The sequence below is a fragment of the Absiella sp. AM29-15 genome, from assembly GCF_003434225.1.
GTDB lineage: Bacteria > Bacillota_I > Bacilli_A > Erysipelotrichales > Erysipelotrichaceae > Hoskinsella > Hoskinsella hominis.
In genome coordinates this window covers 56,524-82,395 of record NZ_QVFL01000013.1, presented here as the reverse complement: position 1 = coordinate 82,395, position 25,872 = coordinate 56,524, and the positions used below count along the sequence as shown (strand labels likewise).

The window sequence follows — 25,872 nt, the reverse complement described above, 5'->3', positions numbered from 1 at the left end:
TTATATCGCATATCTTTTTTTGTTGCTATGGATTTTGTGAAAACGTATACAAAATGTGAGAATTGTATAAGACTTGAATTATTAGACATACTATTTGCAGGAGGTAATGATATGAAAGTATGGAACTGTCTTGCTTTGGTCATCACGATCATTGGCGCAATCAACTGGGGATTAATCGGTTTATTCGATTTCAACCTCGTATCTTTCTTATTTGGAGCTGGCTCTATTATCACAAGAATTATTTATATTCTAGTCGGCATTTGTGGAATTTATTTACTAACATTCTTCTCCAAATTAGATGAGGATTAATATCTTTTAAAGAACTTCCTGTAAAAAGGAAGTTTTTCTTTTATAAAAATGTTATAATACTTTTAGAAAAAGAAATAAGTGGAAGGAGCGAATAAATCATGGGATTATTTAGTAGAAAAAAAGAGACATTTGCATGTCCTGTAGCTGGTACATTGCTTAACTTGGAGAATGTTCCAGACGAAGTATTTGCGAAAAGAATGATGGGGGATGGCTTTGCGGTTGATCCAACAGTTGGAAAAATCTATGCACCTGTCAGCGGTGTGATCAAAGCAGCATTTCCTACCAAACATGCGATTGGAATTGAAGCAAAAGATGGAACAGAAATTTTAATTCATATTGGTATGGATACCGTAGAGTTAAATGGAGAAGGCTTTACAAGTCACATCAAAGAAGGTCAGAAAATTAAACAAGGTGATCTATTGATGGAAGTTGATTTGGACTTTATCGCAAGTCAGGGAAAACCTGTAATTACACCTGTTATTTTCACAAGTGGACAAAGCATTACTGTGAAAAAAGCTGGACAGAGTGTAGAAGCAATGGAAGAAGATATTATTGAAATTCATTAATTAAAAAGAACGCGATTTGCGTTCTTTTTCAAATTTAAGTACATTCATTAGGAACATATATTGTGAAAGGATAAGCAATCTTTTATTTTCATTATCGTGAAAGGATAACAATCTTTTTGTTTTCATTATTATAAGTTTCTATATACACTATTGTACGTACATGTTATAATTTTAACGAGGTGATGGTTATGGCTGCAAAATATGAAGAAATATATCAGTCTTTATTGAATCGAATCGAACAGGAGGAATTTCCAGTAGGTGAAACGATACCGAAAGAATTTGATTTGATGGAGGAATATGCTTGTTCAAGGGATACGATACGCAAAGCTTTGCAGCTGTTATCACAAAATGGCTATATCCAAAAAACGAAACGTAAAGGCTCTGTGGTCTTGGATCGTACACGCTATGAATTTCCTGTCAGTGGTGTTATTAGTTTTAAAGAGCTGGCTTCTACGATGCATGGCAGTGTGGAAACGATTGTGACCTGTTGTGAACTGATCAAACCTGATGAAAAAATGAAAGTCAGAATGAATCTTTCTGATAAAGATAAATTATGGATGATTGAACGAGTAAGAAAAATTGACGGGGAGAGTATTATCCTGGATCTTGATTTCTTAAATGCGACGATTGTACCGGGAATCACAAAAGAAATTGCCGAGCATTCTTTGTATGATTATATCGAGAAGGAATTAAACCTGAAAATCGGTTATGCGAATAAGGAAATCACCTGTCAGAAAGTAAGTGAAAATGATAAGCGATTATTAGATCTTAAAGAGTATGATATGGTGGTCAATGTTGATTCATATACTTATTTAACGGATACCCGTATCTTTCAGTTTACCCGTTCTAGACATCGTCCGGATAAGTTTCGCTTTAATGACTTCGCAAGAAGAACCAATACATTTTCTTAAGAGTGGAAAAAAATTCACTCTTTTTTTATTTTGTTATTGACATTTATGTACGTACATATTATAGTATAGATGTAATAAATATGTACGTACATAAATTAGATAAGGAGAGAACTTTATGGCAATGTATACAAAGGATGCGACAGATTTACTAACATATGTAGGCGGAAAAGAAAATATCTCAGCAGTAACACATTGTGTCACAAGAATGCGTTTCGTATTGATAGATGATAAAAAAGCAGATGTAAAAAAGATTGAAACTATTCCAAGTGCAAAAGGAACCTTTACACAATCCGGACAATTTCAGGTCATTATTGGAAATGACGTGCAGGAATTCTACAATGAATTTATCACGGTATCAGGCATAGAGGGTGTCAGTAAGGATGCCGCAAAACAGGCAGCGAAAACAAACCAGACATGGATCCAGCGTTTGATGGGCAATCTTGGTGAAATCTTTGCGCCACTTATTCCAGCATTAATCTGCGGAGGTTTGATTTTAGGCTTTCGTAATATCATTGACGCAATCAAATTATTTGAAGATGGCACAAAAACATTAGTTGAAATATCTCAGTTCTGGAGTGGTGTGGATTCCTTCTTATGGTTGATTGGCGAAGCTGTATTCCACTTCTTGCCAGTTGGTATTGTATGGTCTATCACAAAGAAGATGGGCACAACACAAATTCTAGGTATCATCTTAGGTATTACACTAGTATCCCCTCAGTTATTAAATGCTTATGCTGTTGCCTCTACTGCAGCCGCAGATATTCCAGTATGGAATTTTGGTTCTTTCTCTATTCAGATGATTGGTTATCAGGCACAGGTCATTCCAGCAATGATGGCAGGATTTGTACTAGTATATTTAGAAAAATTCTGGCATAAACACTGCCCAGAAGCAATTTCTATGATCGTGGTACCTTTCTTATCCTTGATACCTGCAGTCATCATTGCTCACACGATTGTGGGACCAATTGGCTGGAAAATTGGTGATATGATTTCACAGGTTGTTTATGCAGGCTTATCCAGTAACGTAAAATGGTTATTTGCGGGTGTATTTGGCTTTGTCTATGCACCACTTGTTATCACAGGATTGCATCATATGACCAATGCTATTGATACGCAGTTAGTTTCCACATATGGCTACACGATTTTATGGCCAATGATTGCCTTAAGCAACATTGCACAGGGAAGTGCGGTACTTGCGATGATCACTTTACAGAAAAAGAATGAACGTGCATAACAGGTTAATATACCTGCCTGTATCTCTTGTTATTTAGGTGTCACAGAACCGGCATTATTCGGTGTTAACTTAAAATATATGTTCCCATTTATCAGTGGTATGATTGGCTCCAGTGTTGCGGCAATGTTATCCATTGGCTTTGGCGTAAAAGCTGTCAGTATCGGTGTTGGCGGACTTCCTGGTATCTTATCTATTTTCGCAGAATATTGGGGATTCTTCGCATTAGCCATGGCAGCTGCCATTATCATTCCATTTGCCTTAACCTATGTGATTGGTAAGAAAAAATTAAGTGAAGAAGATTTGTTTGGAGAAGCGAACTCCTTGGTTAGTGGATATCAACATTCTTCAGAACCAGAAATATTTGCATCTCCGATGGATGGAAAAATTCTTCCATTAGAAGAGATTGAAGATGCCGCATTCTCATCAAAGGCTATGGGGGATGGATTTGCAATTGAATTAAGTAGAGATGAAGTTGTTGCGCCAGTAAGCGGTGAAATTGTTATGAGCTTTCCTACAGGGCATGCATATGGCATTAAAAGTGATGATGGAAAAGAAATACTAATTCACATTGGTATGGATACTGTGGAATTAAATGGGGAAGGCTTTGATGTGAAAGTGAAGGCTGGACAACGTGTAAAACAAGGGGATGTACTGGTTAAGGTAAATAAAGATATCCTTACCTCACATGGGAAATCTTTAGTATCACCTGTGGTATTCACAAGTGGTGAAAAGGTAAAATTACACAAGAAAAATGAAACAATCGCAAAAAATGAAAAAGGATTTATAGCGTTTATTTAGGAGGACACATACATGAATTTTGAAAACAAAGTCGTATATCAGATATATCCAAAAAGCTTTTATGATAGTGACAATGATGGCCTGGGTGATTTACAGGGAATCATTGAGAAACTGGATTATTTACATTATTTAGGTGTAGATTACATCTGGATGACTCCATTCTTTCCATCACCTCAGCGTGATAATGGATATGATGTCGCAGATTATCGTGCCATTGACCCAAGATATGGTACAATGGAAATCTTTGAAAACCTGATCAAAGAAGCAAAGAAAAGAAACATTGATATCATGCTGGATATGGTATTTAATCATACCTCTACAGAACATGTATGGTTTCAAAAAGCATTGGCTGGAGAAGAAAAATATAAAAATTATTACTATTTTCGTAAAGGTAAACAAGATGGCAATGCACCAACCAACTGGATCAGTAAGTTTGGTGGGAATGCTTGGGAATATGTAGAAGCATTTGATGAATATTATTTACATTTATTTGATAAAACACAGGCAGATTTAAACTGGGAAAATCCAGAGGTCCGTGATGAAATTGTGGATATTCTAAAATTCTGGATGGATAAAGGGGTATATGGATTCCGCTTTGATGTTGTTAATTTGATCAGTAAACCTGAATGTTTTGAAGATGATGAAGAAGGGGATGGACGTAGATTTTATACGGATGGACGTCATGTACACGAGTTCTTAAAGGAAATCAACGAGCGTACATTTGGAAAGGATGAACGTATCATCACGGTAGGTGAAATGAGTTCTACATCACTTGATAATTGTGTGAAATATGCAGGTGCAGACAGTCATGAATTAAGCATGGTTTTCCAGTTTCATCATTTAAAAGTAGACTATAAAAACAAACAAAAATGGGAGCTTCAACCATTTGATTTCATGGAATTAAAACAGCTGTTTGATACATGGCAGATTGGCATGCAGAAACATAATGCATGGAACGCACTATTTTGGTGTAATCATGATCAGCCACGTGTGGTTTCACGCTTTGGAAATGATCAACAATACCATGTGGAAAGCGCCAAAATGCTTGCGACAGCAATTCATATGATGCGTGGAACACCTTATATTTATCAGGGAGAAGAAATTGGCATGACCAATGCGTATTTTACGAATATCCATGAATACCGAGATGTAGAAAGTATCAATTATTTCAATATCTTAAAAGCAGAAGGAAAAGAGGAAAAGGAAATCTATCATATCTTACAGGAAAGAAGCCGTGATAATTCACGTACCCCAATGCAATGGAATCAAGAAGCACAAGCAGGATTTACTAAAGGGACTCCATGGCTTCAGATCATTCACAATTACAAGGAAATCAATGTAGAGAATCAAATTCATAAGGAAGGAAGTATCTTAGAATATTATCGTGAACTGATTCGTTTACGTAAAGCATATCCAATCATTGCGAAAGGAAGTTATGAGCCATTACTTCCTGAGCACACAAGTGTCTTTGCTTATAAAAGGGTATATGAGAATACTTCTATGATCGTATTAAATAATTTCTATGATACAGAAACTAAGGTACAGTTATCAGAAACAGGGTATAAAGAAATATTAAGCAATTATCCACATGCTGATATGGAAGAAACCATGGTTCTTCGCCCATATGAAACAAGAGTATATTATAAAGAGAACTAGCACACAAATCGTGTGCTTTTATTTATAAGAATGACTACTAGGACTTACTAAAATCTCATATCGCTTACATTAAAGCACTAAAATAGTTATTAAAAAGATGTCATGAATTATCAAAGCATGAAAAATATGAATATAGGAAGAGCTATATCCTGATATTTCATGTGTGCAATCGTTATTTGAACCTTACTTACAGCAATCATCTTCTTCGTGATGCAGAAACAATTTGTTGAAGGTATGATCGGTTCTGTAAAATAAGCTCATCCTCTACTCCCAACCCTCCTCATGTGGATAGAGCAAAAGAAAGCCAAGAAACTATTCGTTCTTGGCTTTTTTCTTTTCATATTCCATGATATCACCAGGCTGGCATTTCAAGAATTTACATATACGTTCAATGGTATCTGTTTGTACGATATCGTTATGAACCAGACGATTCATCGTACTATTTGAAATCTTTGCGCCTCTTCTAAGTTCTGTTTTATTAATATCTTTTCGATTCATTAAATCAAATAATTTGTAAAATGTCAGCATATATTTGTTCACCTTTTTTCTTAATTTTCTACATTATAACAAGTAAAATGCGATATAATAGTATCGTGTACCGTGAAAGGTATTAATATACGATATAAGGTATAAATATAATAGGAAGGAGATAAGCAAATGAAAGATGTTATCATGCAGCAGATTGTAAATATCATTGCTAAAGATGAAAACCGTAGGGAAGAAGAGGTCTATCAGGATATGTGTGAAGCCATAGATTGTGCATATGATCATGAAGATGCCTCTATAAGAGAACAATGGAGAAAAATTCCTCACGCACAGGATAAACCAACACCTCAAGAAGTGATTGCTTATTTTGCGGATAATTTGCAAGTACATTCGGATGTAAGAAATTTTCAGAAATAAAATTTGAATAAATTTCATAAATGGGTTGACAATTTTCAGAAATTGCATTATTCTAATAACAACAGCAAAAAGCAAAGATCGGGATCAGATTTTGGATGTTGCAGCGTAGAGAATTGCCGGTTGGTGAAAGGCATGTGGACAAAGAAATCGACTCACCCGTGAGCTATGACCTGAAAGCTTTCGCAAGTAAACGTCATCGGCTACTCGTCCGTTATCAAGCGAGAACATATTCGTAGGATATGTGAGAGGATGATTTTTTTATCATCAATCAGAGTGGTACCGCGGAAGTATAAGCTTTCGTCTCTATGAGTTTTTTTAGAGGCGAAAGCTTTTTTGTTTAAGATAAGAAAGGTAAGGGAGAACAAATGAAAGGTTATGAAAAGTATAAGCGCCAATATTACATGCCACCGGAAAACTGCATGGATTGGACACAGAAAGAATATATAGAGAAAGCACCAGCATGGTGTTCCGTAGACTTACGTGATGGAAATCAATCCTTGATCATTCCGATGAGTCTGGAAGAAAAAATTGAATTCTTTAAATTATTGGTAGATGTAGGCTTTAAAGAAATTGAAGTAGGCTTTCCAGCTGCTTCAGAAACAGAATATGAATTCTTACGTACTTTGATTGAAGAAGATATGATACCAGATGATGTCACAGTGCAGGTCTTAACACAGGCAAGAGAACATATTATCCGAAAGACATTTGAAGCCGTTAAGGGTGCGAAAAATGCAGTGATTCATCTATACAATTCTACATCTTTTGCGCAAAGGGAACAGGTATTCAAAAAGTCTAAGGAAGAAATATTGAATATCGCAGTCGAAGGTGCGAAGCTGTTAAAACAATTAAGTGAAGAAGATGGCGGCAATTATCGCTTTGAATATTCGCCAGAAAGTTTCACTGGTACAGAAATCGATTATGCATTAGATGTATGTAATGCTGTATTAGATATATGGAAACCAACAGCTGATAAAAAGGTCATCATCAACCTGCCCGTCACAGTGGAATTATCCATGCCACATGTTTACGCAAGCCAGATTGAGTATATGTGCAAGCATATGAATTATCGTGAAAACGTCATCGTATCCTTACATCCACATAATGATCGTGGCTGTGGCGTTGCGGATACAGAGCTTGGTATATTAGCTGGGGCAGATCGTATTGAAGGAACACTGTTTGGAAATGGAGAACGTACAGGAAATGTGGATATCATTACTCTTGCGATGAATATGTATTCTATGGGTGTTGATCCACAGTTAGATTTCCATGATATGCCTCATATTGTAGAAGTATACGAGAATGTCACAAGAATGAAGGTTGGTATGCGTCAGCCATATGCTGGACAACTGGTATTTGCGGCATTTAGTGGTTCTCATCAGGATGCCATTGCCAAAGGCATGCATTATCGTGATGCGCATGATCCACAACACTGGACCGTACCATATCTGCCAATTGATCCAAGAGATGTTGGACGTGTATATGAAACTGATGTCATCCGCATCAATTCACAATCTGGTAAAGGCGGGGTTGCCTTCATGTTAGAAGAATACTATGGATATGAATTACCAAATGAAATGCGTGAGGAAATCGGCTACTTTATGAAAGATGTATCAGATAAACAACATAAAGAACTGTTGCCAAATGAAGTGAAGGATTTGTTTGAAAAAGAATATCGTAATATCAATGCGCCATTTGAAATGCAGGATTTCCATTTCAAACGGGATGGTGAAAATTATATCTGTGATATAAATGTCATAGCGGATGGTATGGAACAAACCATTACTGGTAAAGGAAATGGACGTTTGGATGCCATCAGCAACGCATTACGTGATAACTTACAGGTATCCTTTGATATCATGGATTATAAGGAGCACTCATTAAGCAAAGGCTCCACATCAAAAGCAGTATCTTATGTAAAAATCAACGATTGTAGAAATATTGATCAATGGGGTGTAGGTATCCATGAGGATATCATTACATCCAGTGTGAAAGCTCTGTTTGCGGCATTAAACCGTGCCGTATCACAAAGAAGAGCCAGTGAGGAGGCATAATTTTATGGGAATGACAATGACACAAAAAATCTTAGCGGCGCATGCAGGACTTGAAAGTGTAAGTGCTGGACAGCTGATTGAAGCGAATCTGGACATGATACTTGGCAATGATATTACATCTCCTGTCGCTATCAAAGAATTTGAAAAATATGGTTTTGATCAGGTATTTGATCCTGGCAAGGTAACAATGGTTATGGATCATTTCGCACCAAACAAGGATATCAAGGCAGCACAACAGTGTAAAGCCTGTAGAACATTCGCTTATGCGAAAAATATTGAACATTTCTATGATGTAGGGGAAATGGGCATTGAACATGCTTTACTGCCGGAAAAAGGTATCGTAGGTCCTGGAGAATGTATTATTGGGGCGGATTCCCACACCTGTACGTATGGTGCATTAGGCGCTTTCTCTACTGGTGTTGGAAGTACCGATATGGCAGCAGGTATGGCAACTGGCAAATGCTGGTTTAAAGTACCAGAAGCTATTAAATTTGATTTAAGAGGAAAATTAAATAAACACGTGAGTGGCAAGGATGTTATTTTGCATATCATCGGTATGATCGGTGTGGATGGTGCACTTTATAAATCAATGGAATTCAGCGGTGTTGGTCTTGCATCTCTTTCTATGGATGATCGTTTATGTATGGCAAACATGGCAATTGAAGCAGGCGCAAAAAATGGTATCTTTGAAGTAGATGAAATTACAGAAGCCTATGTCAAAGATCGTGTTCATCGCCCTTATCAAACCTATAAGGCAGATCCAGATGCACAATATGTCAATGAATATCACATTGACTTATCACAAATTAAACCAACGATAGCTTTCCCACATCTACCAGAAAACACCAAAACCATTGATGAAATCGATGAAGTAAAAATCGATCAGGTTGTCATTGGTTCTTGTACGAATGGTCGTTTGTCTGATATGCAAACAGCTGCCGAAATATTAAAAGGCAAACACGTTGCTAAAGGCGTACGTGCCATCATTATCCCAGCAACTCAAAGCATTTATAAAGAATGTATCAAACAAGGCTGGATGGAAATCTTCATTGACGCAGGATGCGTCGTATCTACACCAACATGTGGACCATGCTTAGGTGGATATATGGGAATCCTTGCGGAAGGGGAACGATGTGTTGCCACAACCAACCGTAACTTTGTTGGACGTATGGGACATGTAGAATCGGAAGTCTATCTGGCAAGTCCAGCAGTCGCAGCCGCCAGTGCCATTGCAGGTAAGATAGCGGCACCACAGGATTAGGGAGGTCACAAGATGAAAACTAAAGGAAATGCACATAAATATCAGGATAACGTCGATACAGATGTTATCATTCCCGCAAGATATCTGAATACCAGTGATCCAAAAGAGTTGGCAAGTCATTGTATGTGTGATATTGATGCGGACTTTGTGAATAAAATTAAAACCGATGATATCATCGTAGCAGGATGGAATTTTGGTTGTGGTTCTTCCAGAGAACATGCGCCACTTGCCATTAAAACATGTGGCATCAGCTGTGTCATTGCGAAAAGCTTTGCACGTATCTTCTATCGTAATTCCATAAATATCGGATTACCAATTCTAGAATGTGAAGATGCCAGCAATGCAATCGAAAATGGGGATGAAGTAGAAATTAATTTTGATACGGGAGAAATTTATAATATTACAAAAGATGAAACATACAAGGCAGAACCTTTCCCACCATTCATTCAGAATATTATGAAACAAAACGGCTTAATGAACGCTATACGAAAGGGGAACAAGGAATGAAAAAAAATATCGCAGTCATCCCAGGAGATGGCATAGGACCAGAAATTGTAAAAGAGGCAGTCAAAGTCTTAAAGGCAATTGAAAAAAAATATCAGCACGAATTTACGTATACAGAGGTATGTGCAGGAGGATGTGCCATTGACAAGTATGGAAAATCACTTCCAGAAGAAAGTTTACAGGCTTGTTTAGACAGTGATTCTGTCTTGTTAGGAGCAGTAGGTGGCCCAAAATGGGATAATGTAGATCCAAGCATCCGACCAGAAAAAGCCTTGTTGGGTATCCGTAAAGAAATGGGATTATATGCCAATTTACGACCAGCAAAGATTTTTCCTCAGCTGGCAGCAGCTTCACCACTTCGTACAGATATTGTAGAAAACGGTATTGATTTTATGGTCGTACGTGAATTAATCGGCGGTGTATATTTTGGAGAAAAGAAAACATATGAAGTAAATGGTGAATTATATGCAACGGATAACATGTGTTACTATGAACATGAAATCAAACGCATTGCCCACACCGCGTTTCAAACAGCCAGAAAACGTAATCACAAAGTGATTTCCGTTGATAAAGCAAATGTATTAGATACCAGCCGTTTATGGCGTAAAGTTATGCATGAAGTGGCGAACGAATATCCAGATGTAGAATTACAGGATATGTTAGTTGATAATACAGCCATGCAGATTGTTAAAAATCCTGCCCAGTTTGATGTGATCGTCACAGAAAATATGTTTGGGGATATCTTAAGTGATGAAGCTAGTATGATTACAGGAAGTATCGGTTTGATTCCAAGTGCTTCTTTAGGCGAAAGTAAACGTGGTATGTATGAACCAATCCATGGTTCTGCACCAGATATCGCAGGACAAAATATCGCTAATCCAATTGGTACCATTCTGGCAGCTGGGATGATGTTGAAATATGCATTTGATATGGATGAAGAAAATGCGGTCATCGAAAAAGCTGTCGCAGATGTATTATCTGATGGCTATCGTACAGGAGATATCATGGAAGAGGGTAAAACAAAGCTGTTCTGTGATGAAATGGGAGATAAGATTGTAGAATATATTGAAAAAGCATAAGGTCTGTGTAATTCACAGATCTTTTTGCTTATACGGGTATAATCAGATAAACTATCTGAATTTATACGCTAAAATATGTTATATTGTAATATGAGGTGATATTTATGATTGAAAGACCACAATATGTGAATGAAATCATGAAATATATGGATAAACCATTCGTAAAAATATTAACTGGAGTGAGAAGAAGTGGAAAATTAACAATCATGTTGATGATAAAAGAACAATTACGCCAAAAAGGAATTCTACAGATACATGGGCTAAAGGAAACTATGAAGGTATTCATACGATGCATATTGCGGATTTTCTATTGTTAGAAAAATATTAAAAGAAAGCTATGGCGTTTTTCCATAGCTTTTCATCATTCATGGGAATATAAAAAAATTTAAAAAATATTGCATTCTTACATAAATGATGTAACAATATGGTATATCATAAAGTCATCAAAAGGAAAGGATGAATTTTATGATCAATGAACGTAGATTAGCAAGGGAATTATTAAATGCTGTTTGGGAAAAAGATGTGGAGCGTGCAGAGGAGCTGTTAGACTTTGGCGCAGATGCCAACTGGATCTTTAATGGATATCCAATATTACATCATGCGGTTTATATACGCAATAAGAAAATGGTCAATCTATTGATTGCTTATGGCGCATCACAAATTGACAGTGCGCTGGCATTCGCTCAGGATCGTGGAATCAGCAGTATGGTACCTTTATTAACGAAGCATGGTGCTGTACCAAAGTACGAATATATGAACATCGCTTTTGGTTTCTATCCAGATCGTTACGCACCACTAGATTATCAGCCTTTGTTACATCACTAGAAAGGATTACTTATGAATCGTAGTGCTTATTGCATTGAAATGTTGAAATTGCTTGCGGCCAGAGGGTTTATGCGTAAAGAAGAACTGGCAAAAGAACTGGATGTGAATCCAAGAAACATCATAGAGTATCGAAAAGAGCTGGAAGCAGCTGGATATGATATTATCACAACAAGTGGAAAATATGGCGGGTACGCTCTGGATGGAGGTACCCTTTTGCCTATGCAGGGATTTACTGCGAAAGAGAAAAAAGCACTATCTGATGCCCTAACGTATTTAAAAGTTCATCCGGATTTTTATTTATATGAAGATTATCGTCTGGCAATGGATAAAATCTTAGCAAGCTCTTCATTAAGTGAAACAAATGGGGGTATGTATTTAAATGACAGTAAACCAGTGGTTTCTAAAGAAATATTAAAAATGATGGATCTGTGCGAAAGCGCAAAACAACATTCCCTTGCGATAGCACTGGACTATAAAAGCATGCATGCCAAACAGTTTGAAAGAATCATGATTCATCCATATGAAATATTAAACTATAAAGGAAGCTATTATTGTCTGGCATATTCCATGAAAGCCAAAGATTTTCGTAATTATAAATTCAGTGATAAACGAATGCGCAATGTTGTCATCACGGATACAGTATTCACAAGAGATGTCAACTTTAAAATCAAGGAGCATGTAGGAAATATTGGTCTGATTCAGGATGAAGTATATGAATTAGATTTAATGTTATATCATGAAACAGCATTACTGATGTCAGAAAAACAGGTTGGACTACATCCGGAAATGGAATGGATCAATGATCACACCTTGCGTTATCATACGATTATGGAAGGCAAGATGGAAATTATCAGCTTTTTATTGTCCTTAGGCGCACAGTGTAAGGTCATAGAGCCAAAAGAAATATGTGAAGATATCACAAAAATTTTACAGGATATGATGGAAAACTATAACAATACCGCATTTTCTGATATAATCATTAAGAAAGAGAAGTGAAAAACATGTATCATGTAACCGATTTTAAGAAGTATGAACGATGCCAGCGAATGTTCTGGCTGTCAAGAAAAGAACGTAAACAGATGATTCCATTTGTGAATTATAATATGAGTATGATAGAGTTATGCAAGGAGCTGTTGATGATCCAGGATCCTTTTGAAGGGGCTGCCAATGATGATGGTGCACTTGCCTTAGCTGCTTTATCTACCCATGCATGGCTATTGAATGCTCGCTTTGCTCATGAAGATTTACGTGTGAAGATTCCTATTATGTATCAAGAAGATGGAAAACGTATCGTATATTTTACATATTCCAGCTGCTATCCAAAAGAGGGAGAAGCACAGAAAATGGCAGATACATTATCTGTATTGGAATTACTAGGAATATTTATTGATGAAGTCTATGTCATTCATTTAAATCCTGATTATGTACGTGGGGAACAGCTTGATGTAAGAGCATTACTCATCATTACAGAGCATTTATATAACAGTAAAAATCATGAAGGAAAATTAATCAAAGATTTAATTGCCTCACATCGTCGTGATATCTTGCCATTATTGGAAGATTTACGCAGTTGTGAAGCTAGAGAAGATGTAGCCATCGTACGAAGTAATGCCTGTACACGTGGTGTAAAATGTCCTTATTTTGATGAGTGTTTTCCAGAGAAACCAGATCATACCAGTATCTTGAATCTTGTACAATCTTGTCATAAATATGCTATGAAAGAGGAAGGCATTGAGGATATCAAAGATGTGGATGTAGAACGAATAGAGGGTACCAGACATCAATATGCTCAGATTATGGCCGCGAAATATGGCCGATATGTGGATCAGGCAGCACTTCGCTGCTGGTTGAAGGAACATATTCATTATCCAATCAGCTATCTTGATTTTGAATGGGAAACCTATGCATATCCACCTTATAAGGGCTTAAAGCCTTTTGATGTTGTATGCTTTGAATATTCTTTACATGTGGAACAGGCCAATCAAAAAGATTTGACACATCATTGTTTCATTGAAACAGGCGATTGTCGTATTGCTTTTATAGAATCCTTACTCAAACATGTACCAGCAACAGGTACCATATTGGTATACAACATGGAAGGTGCAGAAAAACTTCGATTAAAACAACTGGCAGAACAGTTTCCACAATATGCATCACAACTAGAAAGTATTTGGGAGAGAATGGTAGATTTATCTTTACCGTTTTCTACTGGAAATGTCTATGATAATCGTATGGCAGGCTTTTACTCTTTAAAAACGTTAGTACCGATTTTCTCAGATTATAACTATCAGGATCTGGATATCTCCTATGGTATGGATGCTGTAGAAAAATATCGTGAATTATCACAATGTGATGAAGCAGATGCCAAAGTAATCAGAGAACAATTAGATGCCTATTGTTCGATGGATACCTATGCAGAATATATCGTATACCATGCTTTGGATAAAATCGCCTGGGAGTCCTGATGTATTTATTTTATAATCTTTTAGCGATGTTCATCTTTGGGACCATTGGTTTATTTGTACGAAATGCACAACTGCCTAGTGCACTACTTGCGCTTATACGAACCTGTATTGGCGCCATGATTCTAGGAATGATCCTACTAAGTCGTAGAAAGAAAATAAACATTAATAAAGGGGAATGGAAATATATCCTATTATCCGCATGTTTTTTAGGCTGTAACTGGATTTTTCTATTTGAAAGCTATCGCTATACCAGTATTTCCAATGCGACCATTGTCTATTACAGTGCGCCACTGATGATTGCATTTGCATCTTGGTTTTTATATCATGAAGCTTTCACAAAGCAAAAAGTGGTATGTCTTTTATGCAGTATGGCAGGACTTGTGGCGATATCTTTTCAAAGTGGAAGCTTTGATATCATGGGCATCTTCTTTGGCTTATTAGCCGCCTGTGGTTATGCCGGTATTGTTTTAACCAATCGCCATATTCATATGGAGTCATTAAGCTTTACATTTCTTCAGCTGTCACTTGCCGCATGCATCATTCTGCCTTATGTCTTATGGCAAAAGGAATTCATACAGATTTCTAATATCACCATGGCACAACTTCCATGGATCATATTACTAGGAGTCCTGCATACAGGAATTGCTTATCTTCTGTATTTTACATCCATCGCAAAACTATCCTCCACAAATGTTGCGGTATGTAGTTATCTTGATCCCTGTACAGCAATCATTCTATCCATTTTCATTCTACAAGAACCATGTACACCTTTACAGATTGCAGGTATCATCTGCATATTTGCTGGTATTATAGGAGTCACAAAATCATCTAAAGGAGATGAAACAAATGCTTTATGAATTTAAAGAAGAACCGGTAGAAATAAAGGAATTTGATATGACACAAGAATCTATGAAGCTTGGCATCTTTGGAAAAGAAGATTTACCATCATTGATTGCTCAGTTTCATTTTGATCCTGTCACCATGGAAGAATACAACCAGATGAATCGTAAACCAAATCATAAAATGGATTCTTATTATGGATACGATTTTGGTATCTTGCATGCCGTTCATAAACAGGAAAGTTTTATTTCCATTAAACTAGGTGTCTATATTACCAAACATATGCTGTTGATTATTTGTGATGATGCAGCCATGAAGTCTGAAATATTATCAGATATGTGGCACATCAATGCCCATACGGTTTCCTTAGAGCATATGATTGCGACTTTGCTGCACACCATTGTAAAACACCATACCCAGATGTTAGAAGATATGGAAAATGATCTATCTACGATTGAAGAAGCAATCATGGAAAATCATATGTCGGATTTCAATCAGAAAACCAGACCATTACGAAGCAATATCTTATACCTGACACATTATTATGAACAATTACTCGATGTCTGTGAAGAACTGCTTCAGGATGAAAATGATTTCTTTCAGGAAGAACATTTGCATCATCTGCGTATTATCTCTGATCGTATCAATCGTTTCAATGGAAATATCCATATCTTGAAGGACTATATGGTACAAATACAGGATGCTTACTCTACACAGGTAGATATGAATCTTAACCATATCATGTATTTCTTTACTGTTATCACAACGATTTTTATGCCATTAACATTGATTGTTGGATGGTATGGTATGAATTTCCATAATATGCCGGAGTTAGAATGGAAATATGGTTATCCATTTGTAATCGTATTATCCATCGCCATCGTTGTTATATGTTTCTGGTTTTTCAAAAGGAAGAAATTATTGAAATAGAAAGCAAGTCGCTTTCTTTTTTTTACCAATTATCCCTGTTTCTTAACCATTTATCCCTTTCATATTGAAAAATAATGACTTTTACATGACAATAATCAAAAAGGGGTGGATATCATGTTACACGCAGAATTTAAAACTATTCAATTTCATGATCGCATCATCCTATCAGCAGGACAAATCGATATCCCATCAGGCTTGACTTTGCTTTTAGGAGAAAGTGGCAGTGGGAAAACAACACTAATGAAAACATTAAGTTTTCAAAATGCTTTTTTAACATCTTTCCAATATCAAAATATACAAGTTAACATCACTTCAGATAAAGAAAAACAGGATTTTATTTTTGAACATATATCTTTTCTTGACCAAAACGCACAATTGCTAGAAAATCTTACAATTCAACAACAAATCCAACTAATACAGACACAAAATACGACACCTGTATCAATGGATGCCTATAATGATATTTTAAATTTTCATGAACAATTAAACAAATATCCCAATCAGTTATCCGGTGGAGAAAGAAAACGTGCTGCACTACTTTGCGCCATTGCACGTCAAACAGATATTTTATTTTTAGATGAACCAACAGCTAACTTAGATGAGGCTGCCAGTGAACAAATGCGAAGCTTGTTTCAGCTTTTAAAACAAGAAGGAAAGACTTTGTTCATCGCAACACATGATGAGCAACTAAAAGCAATCGCAGATCAAATATATGAGGTGGATCAAGGTATAAAAGTATGTAAAAAACAAACAAATAATCATGCAGTATATCCCATATCTCACCACAAAGACATAAAAGCCCTTTTACCAGAATTACGCCATACGCATCAGTATCAAAAAACATATCATCGTATCTTTACCTTCCTTGCGGTACTTTGTGTGGCATTTTGCACAGTATCTTTACAGCTACAAAACTTTCATTATGATTATATTCAGAATAAAAAAGTATTGGATGATACAAAATTTTTGATCTATGCACCTGATTTGGGAATGGAAAATCAACGCTATGAGTTTTATGGTGCCGGCAAAGGCATTTCATCCAATCAAATACAGCATGTAACAAGCCTTGCACATGTGAAAAGCGCAAAACCATGGTTTCAAATAGAATTACACGATGATTTAGCGTTATATGACAAAGATCAATATGGCAATGAAGAGAAAGCATCTTCCTATAAAAAAGAAATGAAAATAAACTATCTCAATCAAACAAACAAGATTATCACAGAAAATGCATTAGTGTCCTGTTATGATGAAGCAGATGATCATGCCAATATCATAAAAAATGATTTTCATCAAAATGGCATCTTTATATCCCAGGCACTTGCCAACAGTATCTCAACAGATGAAAATACCTTAAAACAAACCACCATTACCTTCTCATTTCTTTCACCAAAATACCTGTCAGATGGATATGTCAGTGCCACAAATCAAGCAATCCCTATCACTTATCCTGCATGTACACCTATATCGATCACGACTCCAATCGCAGGCATTTTAAAAGGAAATCAAATGGATATTACACCACTACATGATCTGCCTTATGCAATCTATATGAAACAAACAGAAATGATGTCCTATATCGATCAAACAAAGCAAACTCATTCAGAAACACTCTATACCACAGTAGAAATCGCAAATGATGGCAGTTATCAAAACTATCATTTCGATACCACACCACCAAAGGATACAACCAGATTATTACTTCATACAATTGATTATGAACCATGGGAGCCAACTCGCTATCTCATAGAAGTGGATGATGCTAATCATGTATCTGATGTCATCTCACAAATCACAAAACTTGGATATAATGTCTATCAGGGTGGAAAAGAATACCATACCATTACGGAAAATACCCGTCATTTGCAATCTATGATACGTATTGGTTCTTTAGTATCAATGTTTATCATTCTTGTGTTATTTACCATGTTGAAATATAACGATCGAGAAGCCCAGCAAAAAACAATTCATTATTTTACTATAATGGGATATCAGAAAAAAGAAATACAGGAAATCATGATAAGAAGCTATACGGACAATACAGTGCACTTATGTATCTATGCAATGGCTTTGATCGCATGTATCCTGCTTTTAGATCAAGCATTTAACTGGTTTGGCATACAGATCAATCTAATGCTTGTAGCTACCACCTTATTATTATCCATTATATTAGAATTTATCATTCCATATCTAATCAAGCATTAAACAATACAACGTCTTTCGTATATCAAAAGAAAGGCGTATTTTTTTTATAAATTAAGCGTTTACACTGGTATATACCACTAGAAAATGTTAGAATAATAAGGAAGATAATTTTTAAAGAAACATGAGAAAGGAGGAATCCTATGCATTTGGCTGTTGTAGAAGATCATATTGAGGATGTTATGAAAATCAAACAAGAATTATCAAAATACGCAAATGTAACTTATGAAACTTTTGAACATATACAGCCCTTTCTTGAATGCTGTCTATCATTTGATGCGATTTTCTTAGATATCGATATGAAAGAAGAAAGTGGTATTGTCCTCGCACAACAAATACGCAAAAAAGATAAAATCATTCCAATCATATTTGTTAGCTATCATAACGAATATATCAATGATTGTTTTACGGTACATCCTTTCTATTTCATCAGAAAAGATAAACTGGCAGTAGAATTAAAACTTTGTATGGATGATTTGATTCCTTTATTGAAAAATAATCAGGCTATTTTCAATTACACGAAAAATGGGAAACACTTAAGTATGTCAGCGAAAGAAATTTTGTATTTTACCAAACTTCATAACACTTGTGAAATAAAACTTAAAGATCAATCCCTATTAAAAGTTCATATAACATTAAAACAAATTGAAGAACAAGGATTATTTGGATTCTATAAAATCAATAATTCTGTTATTGTGAATTTTGCGCATATTGTGATGTTACAACAGGATGCATCATTTTTGATGGATGATGGAACTAGCATTGAAATCAGCAGAAGAAAAAAAGAAAACGTGTCCAATGCTTATCAAGAATATCTAAGATGTTTAAGCTATCGCTGACCACTTATCCCTCTTATGCGACCAAACATCCCTAGCTACTTGTTTTATATCAGAAAAGTATATAAATTATAATAAAAGGGGATGAAAAAATGATGAAAATCCATATACAATCTATTTTGTTTGACCATCATGTTGTGCTTAAAGAATGTGATATTCATTTATCAAATGGTCAATTAACTGCTTTAATTGGAGAAAGTGGCAGTGGAAAATCAACAATCATTGATTCCATTACCTTTGAAAATGAGTTTTTAGAAAGCTTTATGTATCAGGATAAAGATTATGCAAAAGCCACAAAAGAAGAACAACAAGCATTTATCTTTGAACATATGGGAATCGTTCATCAACAACCAGAATTTCTAAAAGATTTAACCATAAAACTTCATGTAGAAATGATGAAAGAGCTATATGGAGTAAAGGAAGATGAAGAAATAAAAAACTGGATATCATCATTAGAATTAAAAGCATTATTAGAAAAATATCCAGATCAATTATCAGGTGGAGAACAGATACGTTGTGCTTTACTATTGGCATTAATTCATAAACCAGATATCTTAATATTAGATGAACCAACATCATCGTTAGATGAGTATCATCGTGATCAAGTGATTCAAGTGTTGAAAGAATATGCAAATCAAGGAAATATCGTATTATATTCTACTCATGACAGTCATCTGATAGAAAAAAGTGATGTTGTATATGAGATAAAAAATCAAGAACTGTATCAAATAAAAGATGACAATAAAAAAGAAACAAAAAATAATAAAACACAACATGTGACAAAGAAACATTTGGAAGGCATCAATTATTATTTTCGTAAGATGAAGAAACATCAAAAATTATATCATCGAATTATGGCAGTGCTGACAATATTCTGTATAGGCTTTACAGCTTTTGGCTTTGAATTTAATAATATTGTTTATGAAGTGCAAACAAAGCAGATGGATGATTTTGCATCAAAAGAGTTACTCGTATTCAAAGCAGTAGATCGACAAGGATATAGAGAATATGATTTCGATGGAACAAATGAATTTATCACAGATGAAGAATTGACAAAAATAAAAGAAATCCCTCATGTCAAAAAAATTGAATGGCGTGTAGATGTAGATATTTTTGATACGCACAATTTTCCAATTACAAATGATTCTTTAGAAGATTTTACTCAACCAGATAGTTTGAAAGTAATGGATAATGGTAAAAGTATAGTAGAATTTAATTTGGGTGATGCTATGGAGGATAATCATAATGTTAGTGGAATTTATGTATGTTCTTATAATAAAAATTTTGATTATAGCAGTGATATTCTATATAAATTTCAAGATGATGGTGTTTATTTAGCCAAATACTTTGCAGATAAAATCACAAAAAATACTGAAGAATTGAAAGGAAAGTCAATTAGTTTTACTTATATGGTACCGATTAATTATGCATATGGTAGATCATGGACATATTCGAAAAATAATGAAATAACATATCTTAATACACCTAATTTAATTCCGATTAAGATTATTTTGCCAATAGCCGGTGTTTTAAAGTATGCAAATATGGGGATTACAAATTTAGCTAATGATGTCATTTATATGAATCGGAAAGTTATCGAAAGACTAATTTCAAAATATAAGCAAGATGTTAACCAAACGATATATGTTATGGATGATAAAGAAAGTAAATATTATGTGAATGAATGTCCAAAAAAAGATGCAAGTAAAGTTTTGCATATTATAAAGGAAACACCTTGGAAACCAAATGGTTATTCAGTTGTAGTTGATAAAACAGAAAACATGAGTGAAGTTATACATGCAATCAATGAGATAGGATTAGATGTAGAAAATGGATATATGAATTATAGCGCTATGCGTCAAAACACGAAAGATATGCAAACAGCAATTAGAATTGGATCAGTGATTTTAAGTGTTATCATCTTTTTGATGTATATCGTAATGAAATATAACAATCGAAAAGCAGAACAAGAAATAAATGATTATTTCAAGAATATAGGGTTTCATGAGAAAGAAATAAAGAAAATTAAGCGTAAAAAATATATTGAGGAAAGTATCTTTGTAGCAATTCTTTCAGTAATCATATTTACAGCTTTAATGTTTATATTAAATGCATTGCATATAGGATATACCGTATACAGTTTGAAAATGGTAGTAATTATTTTATGTTTATCATTGATATTTGAAGCAATCATACCAATGGTAATAGAAGCTAAAAAATAAAAAGGAGGGTGGAAGCAATGATTGTGAAACTAAAAGATATTCAATTTCATTCTAATAGCATAGTGAAAAAAACAAATTTAGAAATAGTTCATGGAAATTTAACTGCTTTGATTGGAGAAAGTGGTAGTGGTAAATCAACGATTATAAATTCTATTACTTTTGAAAATGAGTTTTTAGAAAGCTTTATGTATCAGGATAAAGATTATGCAAAAGCCACAAAAGAAGAACAACAAGCATTTATCTTTGAACATATGGGAATCGTTCATCAACAACCAGAATTTCTAAAAGATTTAACCATAAAACTTCATGTAGAAATGGTAAAAGAGTTATATGGAATTAAGGAAGATGAAGAAATACAAAACTGGATATCATCATTAGAATTAAAAGCATTATTAGAAAAATATCCAGATCAATTATCAGGTGGAGAACAGATACGTTGTGCAATACTATTGGCGTTAATTCATAAACCAGATATCTTAATATTAGATGAACCAACATCATCATTAGATGAGTATCATCGTAATCAAGTCATACAAGTGTTGAAAGAATATGCAGATCAGGGAAATATCGTATTATATTCTACACACGATAGTCATCTGATAGAAAAAAGTGATGTAGTATATGAGATAAGAAATCAAGAATTGCATCAGATAAAAGATAATAGTAAAAAAGAATCAGAAAATAATGAAACACAACATGTGACAAAGAAACATTTGGAAGGCATCAATTATTATTTTCGTAAGATGAAGAAACATCAAAAATTATATCATCGAATCATGGCAGTGCTGACAATATTCTGTATAGGATTTTCAGCTTTTGGCTTTGAATTTAATAATATTGCGTATTCTGTTCAAACGCAACAAATGAATGATATTGCTTCTAATGAAATACTTGCATATAAAGGCGTAGACAGAGAAGGATATTTTGAATATGATTTTAGCGGTTCAAATGATGTGATTAGTGATGATGAATTGTCTAAAATCAAACAATTATCACATGTGACAGATGTTGAATGGAGATATGATATCGATTTGTTTTCTTCATTTAATTTCTCAGTTACTGATCAACGCTTTTCTTCTTTAGATTATAAAGCAGAACCTTTGATGTTGCTTGAGAATGGAAAAGAATTAAAAAAAGTAGAATATACAGATTCGCTTTCTTCTGTAATTTTATGTTCTTATTTAGGTGATAAAGATTATAGTTCTGATATTGAAATGAAATTTCAAGATGAAGGTGTTTATTTGTCAAAAGTATTTGCGCAACGACTGGGGATAAATATTAACGATTTAAAAAATAAGAAATTATCATTTAGCTTAGCAATACCTGTTAGTGATGCATATGGAAAAGTGTGGGCTACTTCTAAAGATGGAGATACTATCTATTTACATTATCCTAATGTCAAAATGATAAAGGTAACTTTACCAATTGCAGGGGTATTAAAAAGTTCAAACATGGGAATAACAAATAATTCTCAAGATGTGATCTATATGAATAGAGATATCATAGAAAAGTATATCAATCAGTACAAGGATGACACAGAAAGAACAATCTATGGAATGGATACTGAATATAAAAAATATTACATTAATGATTGTCCTGATGATGAAAAAGATAAAGTAGTGCATATAGTTAAGGAATCCCCATGGAAGCCAACTGGTTATTCAGTTATGGTAGATAATATTGGCAATATGGGAGAAGTAATTCATTCGATTAATGAATTAGGACTTGATGTAGAAAGTGGATATGCAAACTACGGAGCGATTCGTCAAAATACGAAAGATATGCAAACAGCCATCAGAATATCTGCAATCATTATTTTAATCATAGTTTTCTTTATGTATACTGTAATGAAATATAATAATCGAAAATCTGAACAAGAAGTTGATAAATTCTTTAAGAATATTGGATTTCATGAGAAAGAGATAAAACATATGAAACGAAAGAGATATATAGGAGAAAGTTTCTTTGTGGCAATCATTGCAATGATTGTATATACGTTATTCATGTTTTTATTAAATGTATTGCATATAGGATATACCGTATACAGTTTGAAAATGGTAGTGATTATTTTGTGTTTATCATTGATATTTGAAGCAATCATACCAATGTTAATAGAAGCTAAAAAATAATAAGGAGGATGGAAGCAATGATTGTGAAACTAAAAGATATTCAATTTCATTCTAATAGCATAGTGAAAAAGGCAAAATTAGAAATGTTTTCTGGAAATCTAATCGCTTTAATTGGAGAAAGTGGCAGTGGAAAATCCACAATCATTGATTCCATTACCTTTGAAAATGACTTTTTAGAAAGCTTTATATATCAAGAAAAAGATTATGCAAAAGCGACAAAAGAAGAACAGCAAGCATTTATCTTTAAACATATGGGAATCGTTCATCAACAATCAGAATTTCTAAAAGATTTAACCATAAAACTTCACATAGAAATGATGAAAGAGTTATATGGAATAAAGGAAGATGAAGAAATACAAGACTGGATATCATCATTAGAATTAAAAGCATTATTAGAAAAATATCCAGATCAATTATCAGGCGGAGAACAGATACGTTGTGCAATACTATTGGCGTTAATTCATAAACCAGATATCTTAATATTAGATGAACCAACATCATCATTAGATGAGTATCATCGTAATCAAGTGATTCAAGTGTTGAAAGAATATGCAGATCAAGGAAATATCGTATTATATTCTACTCATGACAGTCATCTGATAGAAAAAAGTGATGTTGTATATGAGATAAAAAATCAAGAACTGTATCAAATAAAAGATGACAATAAAAAAGAAACAAAAAATAATAAAACACAACATGTGACAAAGAAACATTTGGAAGGCATCAATTATTATTTTCGTAAGATGAAGAAACATCAAAAATTATATCATCGAATCATGGCTATGCTAACAATATTCTGTATAGGATTTTCAGCTTTTGGCTTTGAATTTAATAATATTGCGTATTCTGTTCAGACACAAGAAATGAATGAAATCGCCTCAAATGAATTATTGGTGTATAAAGGCGTTGATCGGCAAGGTGATACATTTTATGATTTTGGGGGAATGAATGATTTAATTAAAGAAAACGAAATCAATCAAATAAAAAAAATACCGCATGTAAAATCTGTTGATTGGAGAGTAGATTTATCAAGTCAATGCTCAGCATATTACCCAGTGACGGATAAAAAATTTTCATCAGGAGGAGATCCAGATAATGCTGTTGTGTTAAATGAAAAACAAGAAATGATAAAAGTTAATAATGGAGATCCCCTCAATTTTAAAATATGCTCTTATTTAACAAAAAATAACTATGAAAAAGATATTGAATTAGATTTTGAAAAAGAAGGTTTATTTTTATCTAAACCTTTAGCTAATAAAATTTCTTCAAATATTAAATCATTAAAAGATAAATGGCTAGAATTTTACTATCCAGTGCCTATCAGTAATGCATATGGGAAGGCATGGGCATATGCTAAAGATGATAGTGAAATTTACTTGAATTGTCCTAATGTAAAGTATGTGAAAATAAAAATGCCAATTGCAGGAGTATTATACGCTTCAAATATGGGAATTACCAATGATTATCAGGATGTAGTTTACATGGATAGAGATATCATTGAAAATTATATCAACCAATATAAAGATGACACAGTTAGAACTATTCATGGTATGGATACGGAATATAAAAAATATTACATCAATGATTGTCCTGATGATGAAAAAGATAAGGTAGTTCATGAAGTGAAAGAAACACCATGGACACCTACTGGATACTCAGTAATCGTAGATGATATAAGTCATATGGGAGATGTAATACAAGCAATCAATGAGATAGGATTAGATGTAGAAAATGGATATATGAATTATAGCGCTATGCGTCAAAACACGAAAGATATGCAAACAGCGATTAGAATTGGATCAATGATTTTAAGTGTTATCATCTTTTTAATGTATATCGTGATGAAATATAACAATCGAAAAGTTGAACAAGAAACAAATGATTATTTCAAGAATATAGGGTTTCATGAGAAAGAAATTAAGAAAATAAAACGTAAGAAATATATTGAGGAAAGTATCTTTGTGGCGATTCTTTCAATAATCATATTTACTGCTTTGATGTTTATATTAAATGCATTGCATATTGGATATACTGTATACAGTGTGAAAATGGTAGTGATAATTTTATGTTTATCATTGATATTTGAAGCAATCATACCAATGGTAATAGAATTAAAAAAATGATTAAATGATTAAAAAAGTGAGGGGAGTA

23 protein-coding genes and 1 other annotated feature are annotated in these 25,872 nt (G+C 34.2%); of the genes, 22 read left to right on the top strand and 1 reads right to left on the bottom strand.

What is annotated here, in order from left to right:
• Positions 1–111: 111 nt before the first annotated feature.
• The 6 genes from DW761_RS13555 (at position 112) to treC (ending at position 5,474) form a co-directional block, all read left to right on the top strand.
• On the top strand, positions 112–309 hold the full coding sequence (locus DW761_RS13555) for a DUF378 domain-containing protein (RefSeq protein WP_117454137.1): 198 nt from the start codon (positions 112–114) through the stop codon (positions 307–309).
• A gap of 98 nt (positions 310–407) precedes the next feature.
• Positions 408–875 carry a PTS sugar transporter subunit IIA gene (locus tag DW761_RS13550; RefSeq protein ID WP_233513099.1) on the top strand — a complete coding sequence of 156 codons (468 nt, stop codon included), beginning with the start codon at positions 408–410 and terminating at the stop codon, positions 873–875.
• Positions 876–1,063: 188 nt separating this feature from the next.
• Positions 1,064–1,786 (top strand): trehalose operon repressor, encoded by a 723-nt coding sequence (gene treR / locus DW761_RS13545; protein WP_117518453.1) that lies wholly within the window; start codon positions 1,064–1,066, stop codon positions 1,784–1,786.
• A 115-nt stretch (positions 1,787–1,901) separates the two neighbouring features.
• The gene (gene treB / locus DW761_RS21475; RefSeq protein ID WP_233513098.1) at positions 1,902–3,020 is read left to right on the top strand and encodes a PTS trehalose transporter subunit IIBC; all 1,119 of its coding nucleotides are present in this window, start codon (positions 1,902–1,904) and stop codon (positions 3,018–3,020) included.
• 78 nt (positions 3,021–3,098) lie between these two features.
• Entirely contained in the window at positions 3,099–3,818 is a 720-nt protein-coding gene (locus DW761_RS21470; protein WP_233513097.1) for a PTS sugar transporter subunit IIA, read from the top strand.
• A gap of 12 nt (positions 3,819–3,830) precedes the next feature.
• Entirely contained in the window at positions 3,831–5,474 is a 1,644-nt protein-coding gene (gene treC / locus DW761_RS13535) for an alpha,alpha-phosphotrehalase (RefSeq protein ID WP_117518452.1), read from the top strand.
• 312 nt (positions 5,475–5,786) lie between these two features.
• Here the strand turns inward: treC and DW761_RS13525 are convergent, their stop codons facing one another.
• Entirely contained in the window at positions 5,787–6,002 is a 216-nt protein-coding gene (locus tag DW761_RS13525; protein WP_117454132.1) for a helix-turn-helix domain-containing protein, read from the bottom strand.
• 129 nt (positions 6,003–6,131) lie between these two features.
• On the opposite strand from DW761_RS13525, the gene DW761_RS13520 reads away from it, so the two are divergent.
• From DW761_RS13520 to DW761_RS13445, 16 genes are all read left to right on the top strand, one after another.
• On the top strand, positions 6,132–6,377 hold the full coding sequence (locus DW761_RS13520) for a sporulation initiation factor Spo0A C-terminal domain-containing protein (protein WP_117518451.1): 246 nt from the start codon (positions 6,132–6,134) through the stop codon (positions 6,375–6,377).
• A gap of 65 nt (positions 6,378–6,442) precedes the next feature.
• Positions 6,443–6,685: a binding site (T-box leader), on the top strand.
• 57 nt (positions 6,686–6,742) lie between these two features.
• Positions 6,743–8,428: a 2-isopropylmalate synthase gene (leuA, locus tag DW761_RS13515; protein WP_117518450.1), complete on the top strand. Its 1,686-nt coding sequence runs from the start codon at positions 6,743–6,745 to the stop codon at positions 8,426–8,428.
• A 4-nt stretch (positions 8,429–8,432) separates the two neighbouring features.
• Positions 8,433–9,689 (top strand): 3-isopropylmalate dehydratase large subunit, encoded by a 1,257-nt coding sequence (gene leuC, locus DW761_RS13510; protein ID WP_117454129.1) that lies wholly within the window; start codon positions 8,433–8,435, stop codon positions 9,687–9,689.
• Positions 9,690–9,701: 12 nt separating this feature from the next.
• Positions 9,702–10,196 carry a 3-isopropylmalate dehydratase small subunit gene (leuD, locus tag DW761_RS13505; RefSeq protein ID WP_117454128.1) on the top strand — a complete coding sequence of 165 codons (495 nt, stop codon included), beginning with the start codon at positions 9,702–9,704 and terminating at the stop codon, positions 10,194–10,196.
• A complete protein-coding gene (gene leuB, locus DW761_RS13500) occupies positions 10,193–11,272 on the top strand; it encodes a 3-isopropylmalate dehydrogenase (protein ID WP_117518449.1) in 1,080 nt (359 codons plus the stop codon). The genes leuD and leuB overlap by 4 nt, the downstream gene beginning before the upstream one ends.
• Before the next feature lie 104 nt (positions 11,273–11,376).
• Positions 11,377–11,589 (top strand): ATP-binding protein, encoded by a 213-nt coding sequence (locus DW761_RS13495; protein WP_117518448.1) that lies wholly within the window; start codon positions 11,377–11,379, stop codon positions 11,587–11,589.
• A gap of 148 nt (positions 11,590–11,737) precedes the next feature.
• Positions 11,738–12,097: an ankyrin repeat domain-containing protein gene (locus tag DW761_RS13490; protein ID WP_117518447.1), complete on the top strand. Its 360-nt coding sequence runs from the start codon at positions 11,738–11,740 to the stop codon at positions 12,095–12,097.
• Between the two features lie 12 nt (positions 12,098–12,109).
• On the top strand, positions 12,110–13,093 hold the full coding sequence (locus DW761_RS13485) for a helix-turn-helix transcriptional regulator (RefSeq protein WP_117518446.1): 984 nt from the start codon (positions 12,110–12,112) through the stop codon (positions 13,091–13,093).
• A 5-nt stretch (positions 13,094–13,098) separates the two neighbouring features.
• A complete protein-coding gene (locus DW761_RS13480; protein WP_117454123.1) occupies positions 13,099–14,562 on the top strand; it encodes a DUF2779 domain-containing protein in 1,464 nt (487 codons plus the stop codon).
• Positions 14,562–15,419, top strand: coding sequence for a DMT family transporter (locus DW761_RS13475; RefSeq protein WP_117518445.1), 858 nt, complete (start codon positions 14,562–14,564; stop codon positions 15,417–15,419). Before DW761_RS13480 ends, DW761_RS13475 begins: the two co-directional genes overlap by 1 nt.
• Positions 15,409–16,332, top strand: a complete 924-nt coding sequence (locus DW761_RS13470) for a CorA family divalent cation transporter (RefSeq protein ID WP_158553808.1) — start codon at positions 15,409–15,411, stop codon at positions 16,330–16,332. Before DW761_RS13475 ends, DW761_RS13470 begins: the two co-directional genes overlap by 11 nt.
• Positions 16,333–16,446: 114 nt before the next feature.
• A complete protein-coding gene (locus DW761_RS13465; RefSeq protein WP_117518443.1) occupies positions 16,447–18,537 on the top strand; it encodes an ATP-binding cassette domain-containing protein in 2,091 nt (696 codons plus the stop codon).
• Positions 18,538–18,677: 140 nt separating this feature from the next.
• On the top strand, positions 18,678–19,373 hold the full coding sequence (locus DW761_RS13460) for a LytR/AlgR family response regulator transcription factor (RefSeq protein WP_117518442.1): 696 nt from the start codon (positions 18,678–18,680) through the stop codon (positions 19,371–19,373).
• Positions 19,374–19,462: 89 nt separating this feature from the next.
• A complete protein-coding gene (locus tag DW761_RS13455; RefSeq protein WP_117518441.1) occupies positions 19,463–21,592 on the top strand; it encodes an ATP-binding cassette domain-containing protein in 2,130 nt (709 codons plus the stop codon).
• 17 nt (positions 21,593–21,609) lie between these two features.
• Complete coding sequence (locus tag DW761_RS13450; protein WP_117518440.1) at positions 21,610–23,721, top strand: ATP-binding cassette domain-containing protein; 2,112 nt, start codon at positions 21,610–21,612, stop codon at positions 23,719–23,721.
• A gap of 17 nt (positions 23,722–23,738) precedes the next feature.
• The gene (locus tag DW761_RS13445; protein WP_158553807.1) at positions 23,739–25,844 is read left to right on the top strand and encodes an ATP-binding cassette domain-containing protein; all 2,106 of its coding nucleotides are present in this window, start codon (positions 23,739–23,741) and stop codon (positions 25,842–25,844) included.
• Positions 25,845–25,872 lie beyond the last annotated feature (28 nt).

Bases quoted from the DNA above. Each gene is read 5' to 3' on its own strand.
- leuB (WP_117518449.1), top strand. From the start codon at position 10,193: ATGAAAAAAAATATCGCAGTCATCCCAGGAGATGGCATAGGACCAGAA.
- DW761_RS13450 (WP_117518440.1), top strand. From the start codon at position 21,610: ATGATTGTGAAACTAAAAGATATTCAATTTCATTCTAATAGCATAGTG.
- treC (WP_117518452.1), top strand. From the start codon at position 3,831: ATGAATTTTGAAAACAAAGTCGTATATCAGATATATCCAAAAAGCTTT.
- leuC (WP_117454129.1), top strand. From the start codon at position 8,433: ATGGGAATGACAATGACACAAAAAATCTTAGCGGCGCATGCAGGACTT.
- leuA (WP_117518450.1), top strand. From the start codon at position 6,743: ATGAAAGGTTATGAAAAGTATAAGCGCCAATATTACATGCCACCGGAA.
- DW761_RS13490 (WP_117518447.1), top strand. From the start codon at position 11,738: ATGATCAATGAACGTAGATTAGCAAGGGAATTATTAAATGCTGTTTGG.
- DW761_RS13460 (WP_117518442.1), top strand. From the start codon at position 18,678: ATGCATTTGGCTGTTGTAGAAGATCATATTGAGGATGTTATGAAAATC.
- DW761_RS13480 (WP_117454123.1), top strand. From the start codon at position 13,099: ATGTATCATGTAACCGATTTTAAGAAGTATGAACGATGCCAGCGAATG.
- DW761_RS13455 (WP_117518441.1), top strand. From the start codon at position 19,463: ATGATGAAAATCCATATACAATCTATTTTGTTTGACCATCATGTTGTG.
- DW761_RS13550 (WP_233513099.1), top strand. From the start codon at position 408: ATGGGATTATTTAGTAGAAAAAAAGAGACATTTGCATGTCCTGTAGCT.
- DW761_RS13555 (WP_117454137.1), top strand. From the start codon at position 112: ATGAAAGTATGGAACTGTCTTGCTTTGGTCATCACGATCATTGGCGCA.
- DW761_RS13465 (WP_117518443.1), top strand. From the start codon at position 16,447: ATGTTACACGCAGAATTTAAAACTATTCAATTTCATGATCGCATCATC.
- DW761_RS13470 (WP_158553808.1), top strand. From the start codon at position 15,409: ATGCTTTATGAATTTAAAGAAGAACCGGTAGAAATAAAGGAATTTGAT.
- DW761_RS21470 (WP_233513097.1), top strand. From the start codon at position 3,099: ATGTTCCCATTTATCAGTGGTATGATTGGCTCCAGTGTTGCGGCAATG.
- DW761_RS13485 (WP_117518446.1), top strand. From the start codon at position 12,110: ATGAATCGTAGTGCTTATTGCATTGAAATGTTGAAATTGCTTGCGGCC.
- DW761_RS13520 (WP_117518451.1), top strand. From the start codon at position 6,132: ATGAAAGATGTTATCATGCAGCAGATTGTAAATATCATTGCTAAAGAT.
- DW761_RS13495 (WP_117518448.1), top strand. From the start codon at position 11,377: ATGATTGAAAGACCACAATATGTGAATGAAATCATGAAATATATGGAT.
- treR (WP_117518453.1), top strand. From the start codon at position 1,064: ATGGCTGCAAAATATGAAGAAATATATCAGTCTTTATTGAATCGAATC.
- DW761_RS13525 (WP_117454132.1), bottom strand. From the start codon at position 6,002: ATGCTGACATTTTACAAATTATTTGATTTAATGAATCGAAAAGATATT.
- DW761_RS13445 (WP_158553807.1), top strand. From the start codon at position 23,739: ATGATTGTGAAACTAAAAGATATTCAATTTCATTCTAATAGCATAGTG.
- treB (WP_233513098.1), top strand. From the start codon at position 1,902: ATGGCAATGTATACAAAGGATGCGACAGATTTACTAACATATGTAGGC.
- leuD (WP_117454128.1), top strand. From the start codon at position 9,702: ATGAAAACTAAAGGAAATGCACATAAATATCAGGATAACGTCGATACA.
- DW761_RS13475 (WP_117518445.1), top strand. From the start codon at position 14,562: ATGTATTTATTTTATAATCTTTTAGCGATGTTCATCTTTGGGACCATT.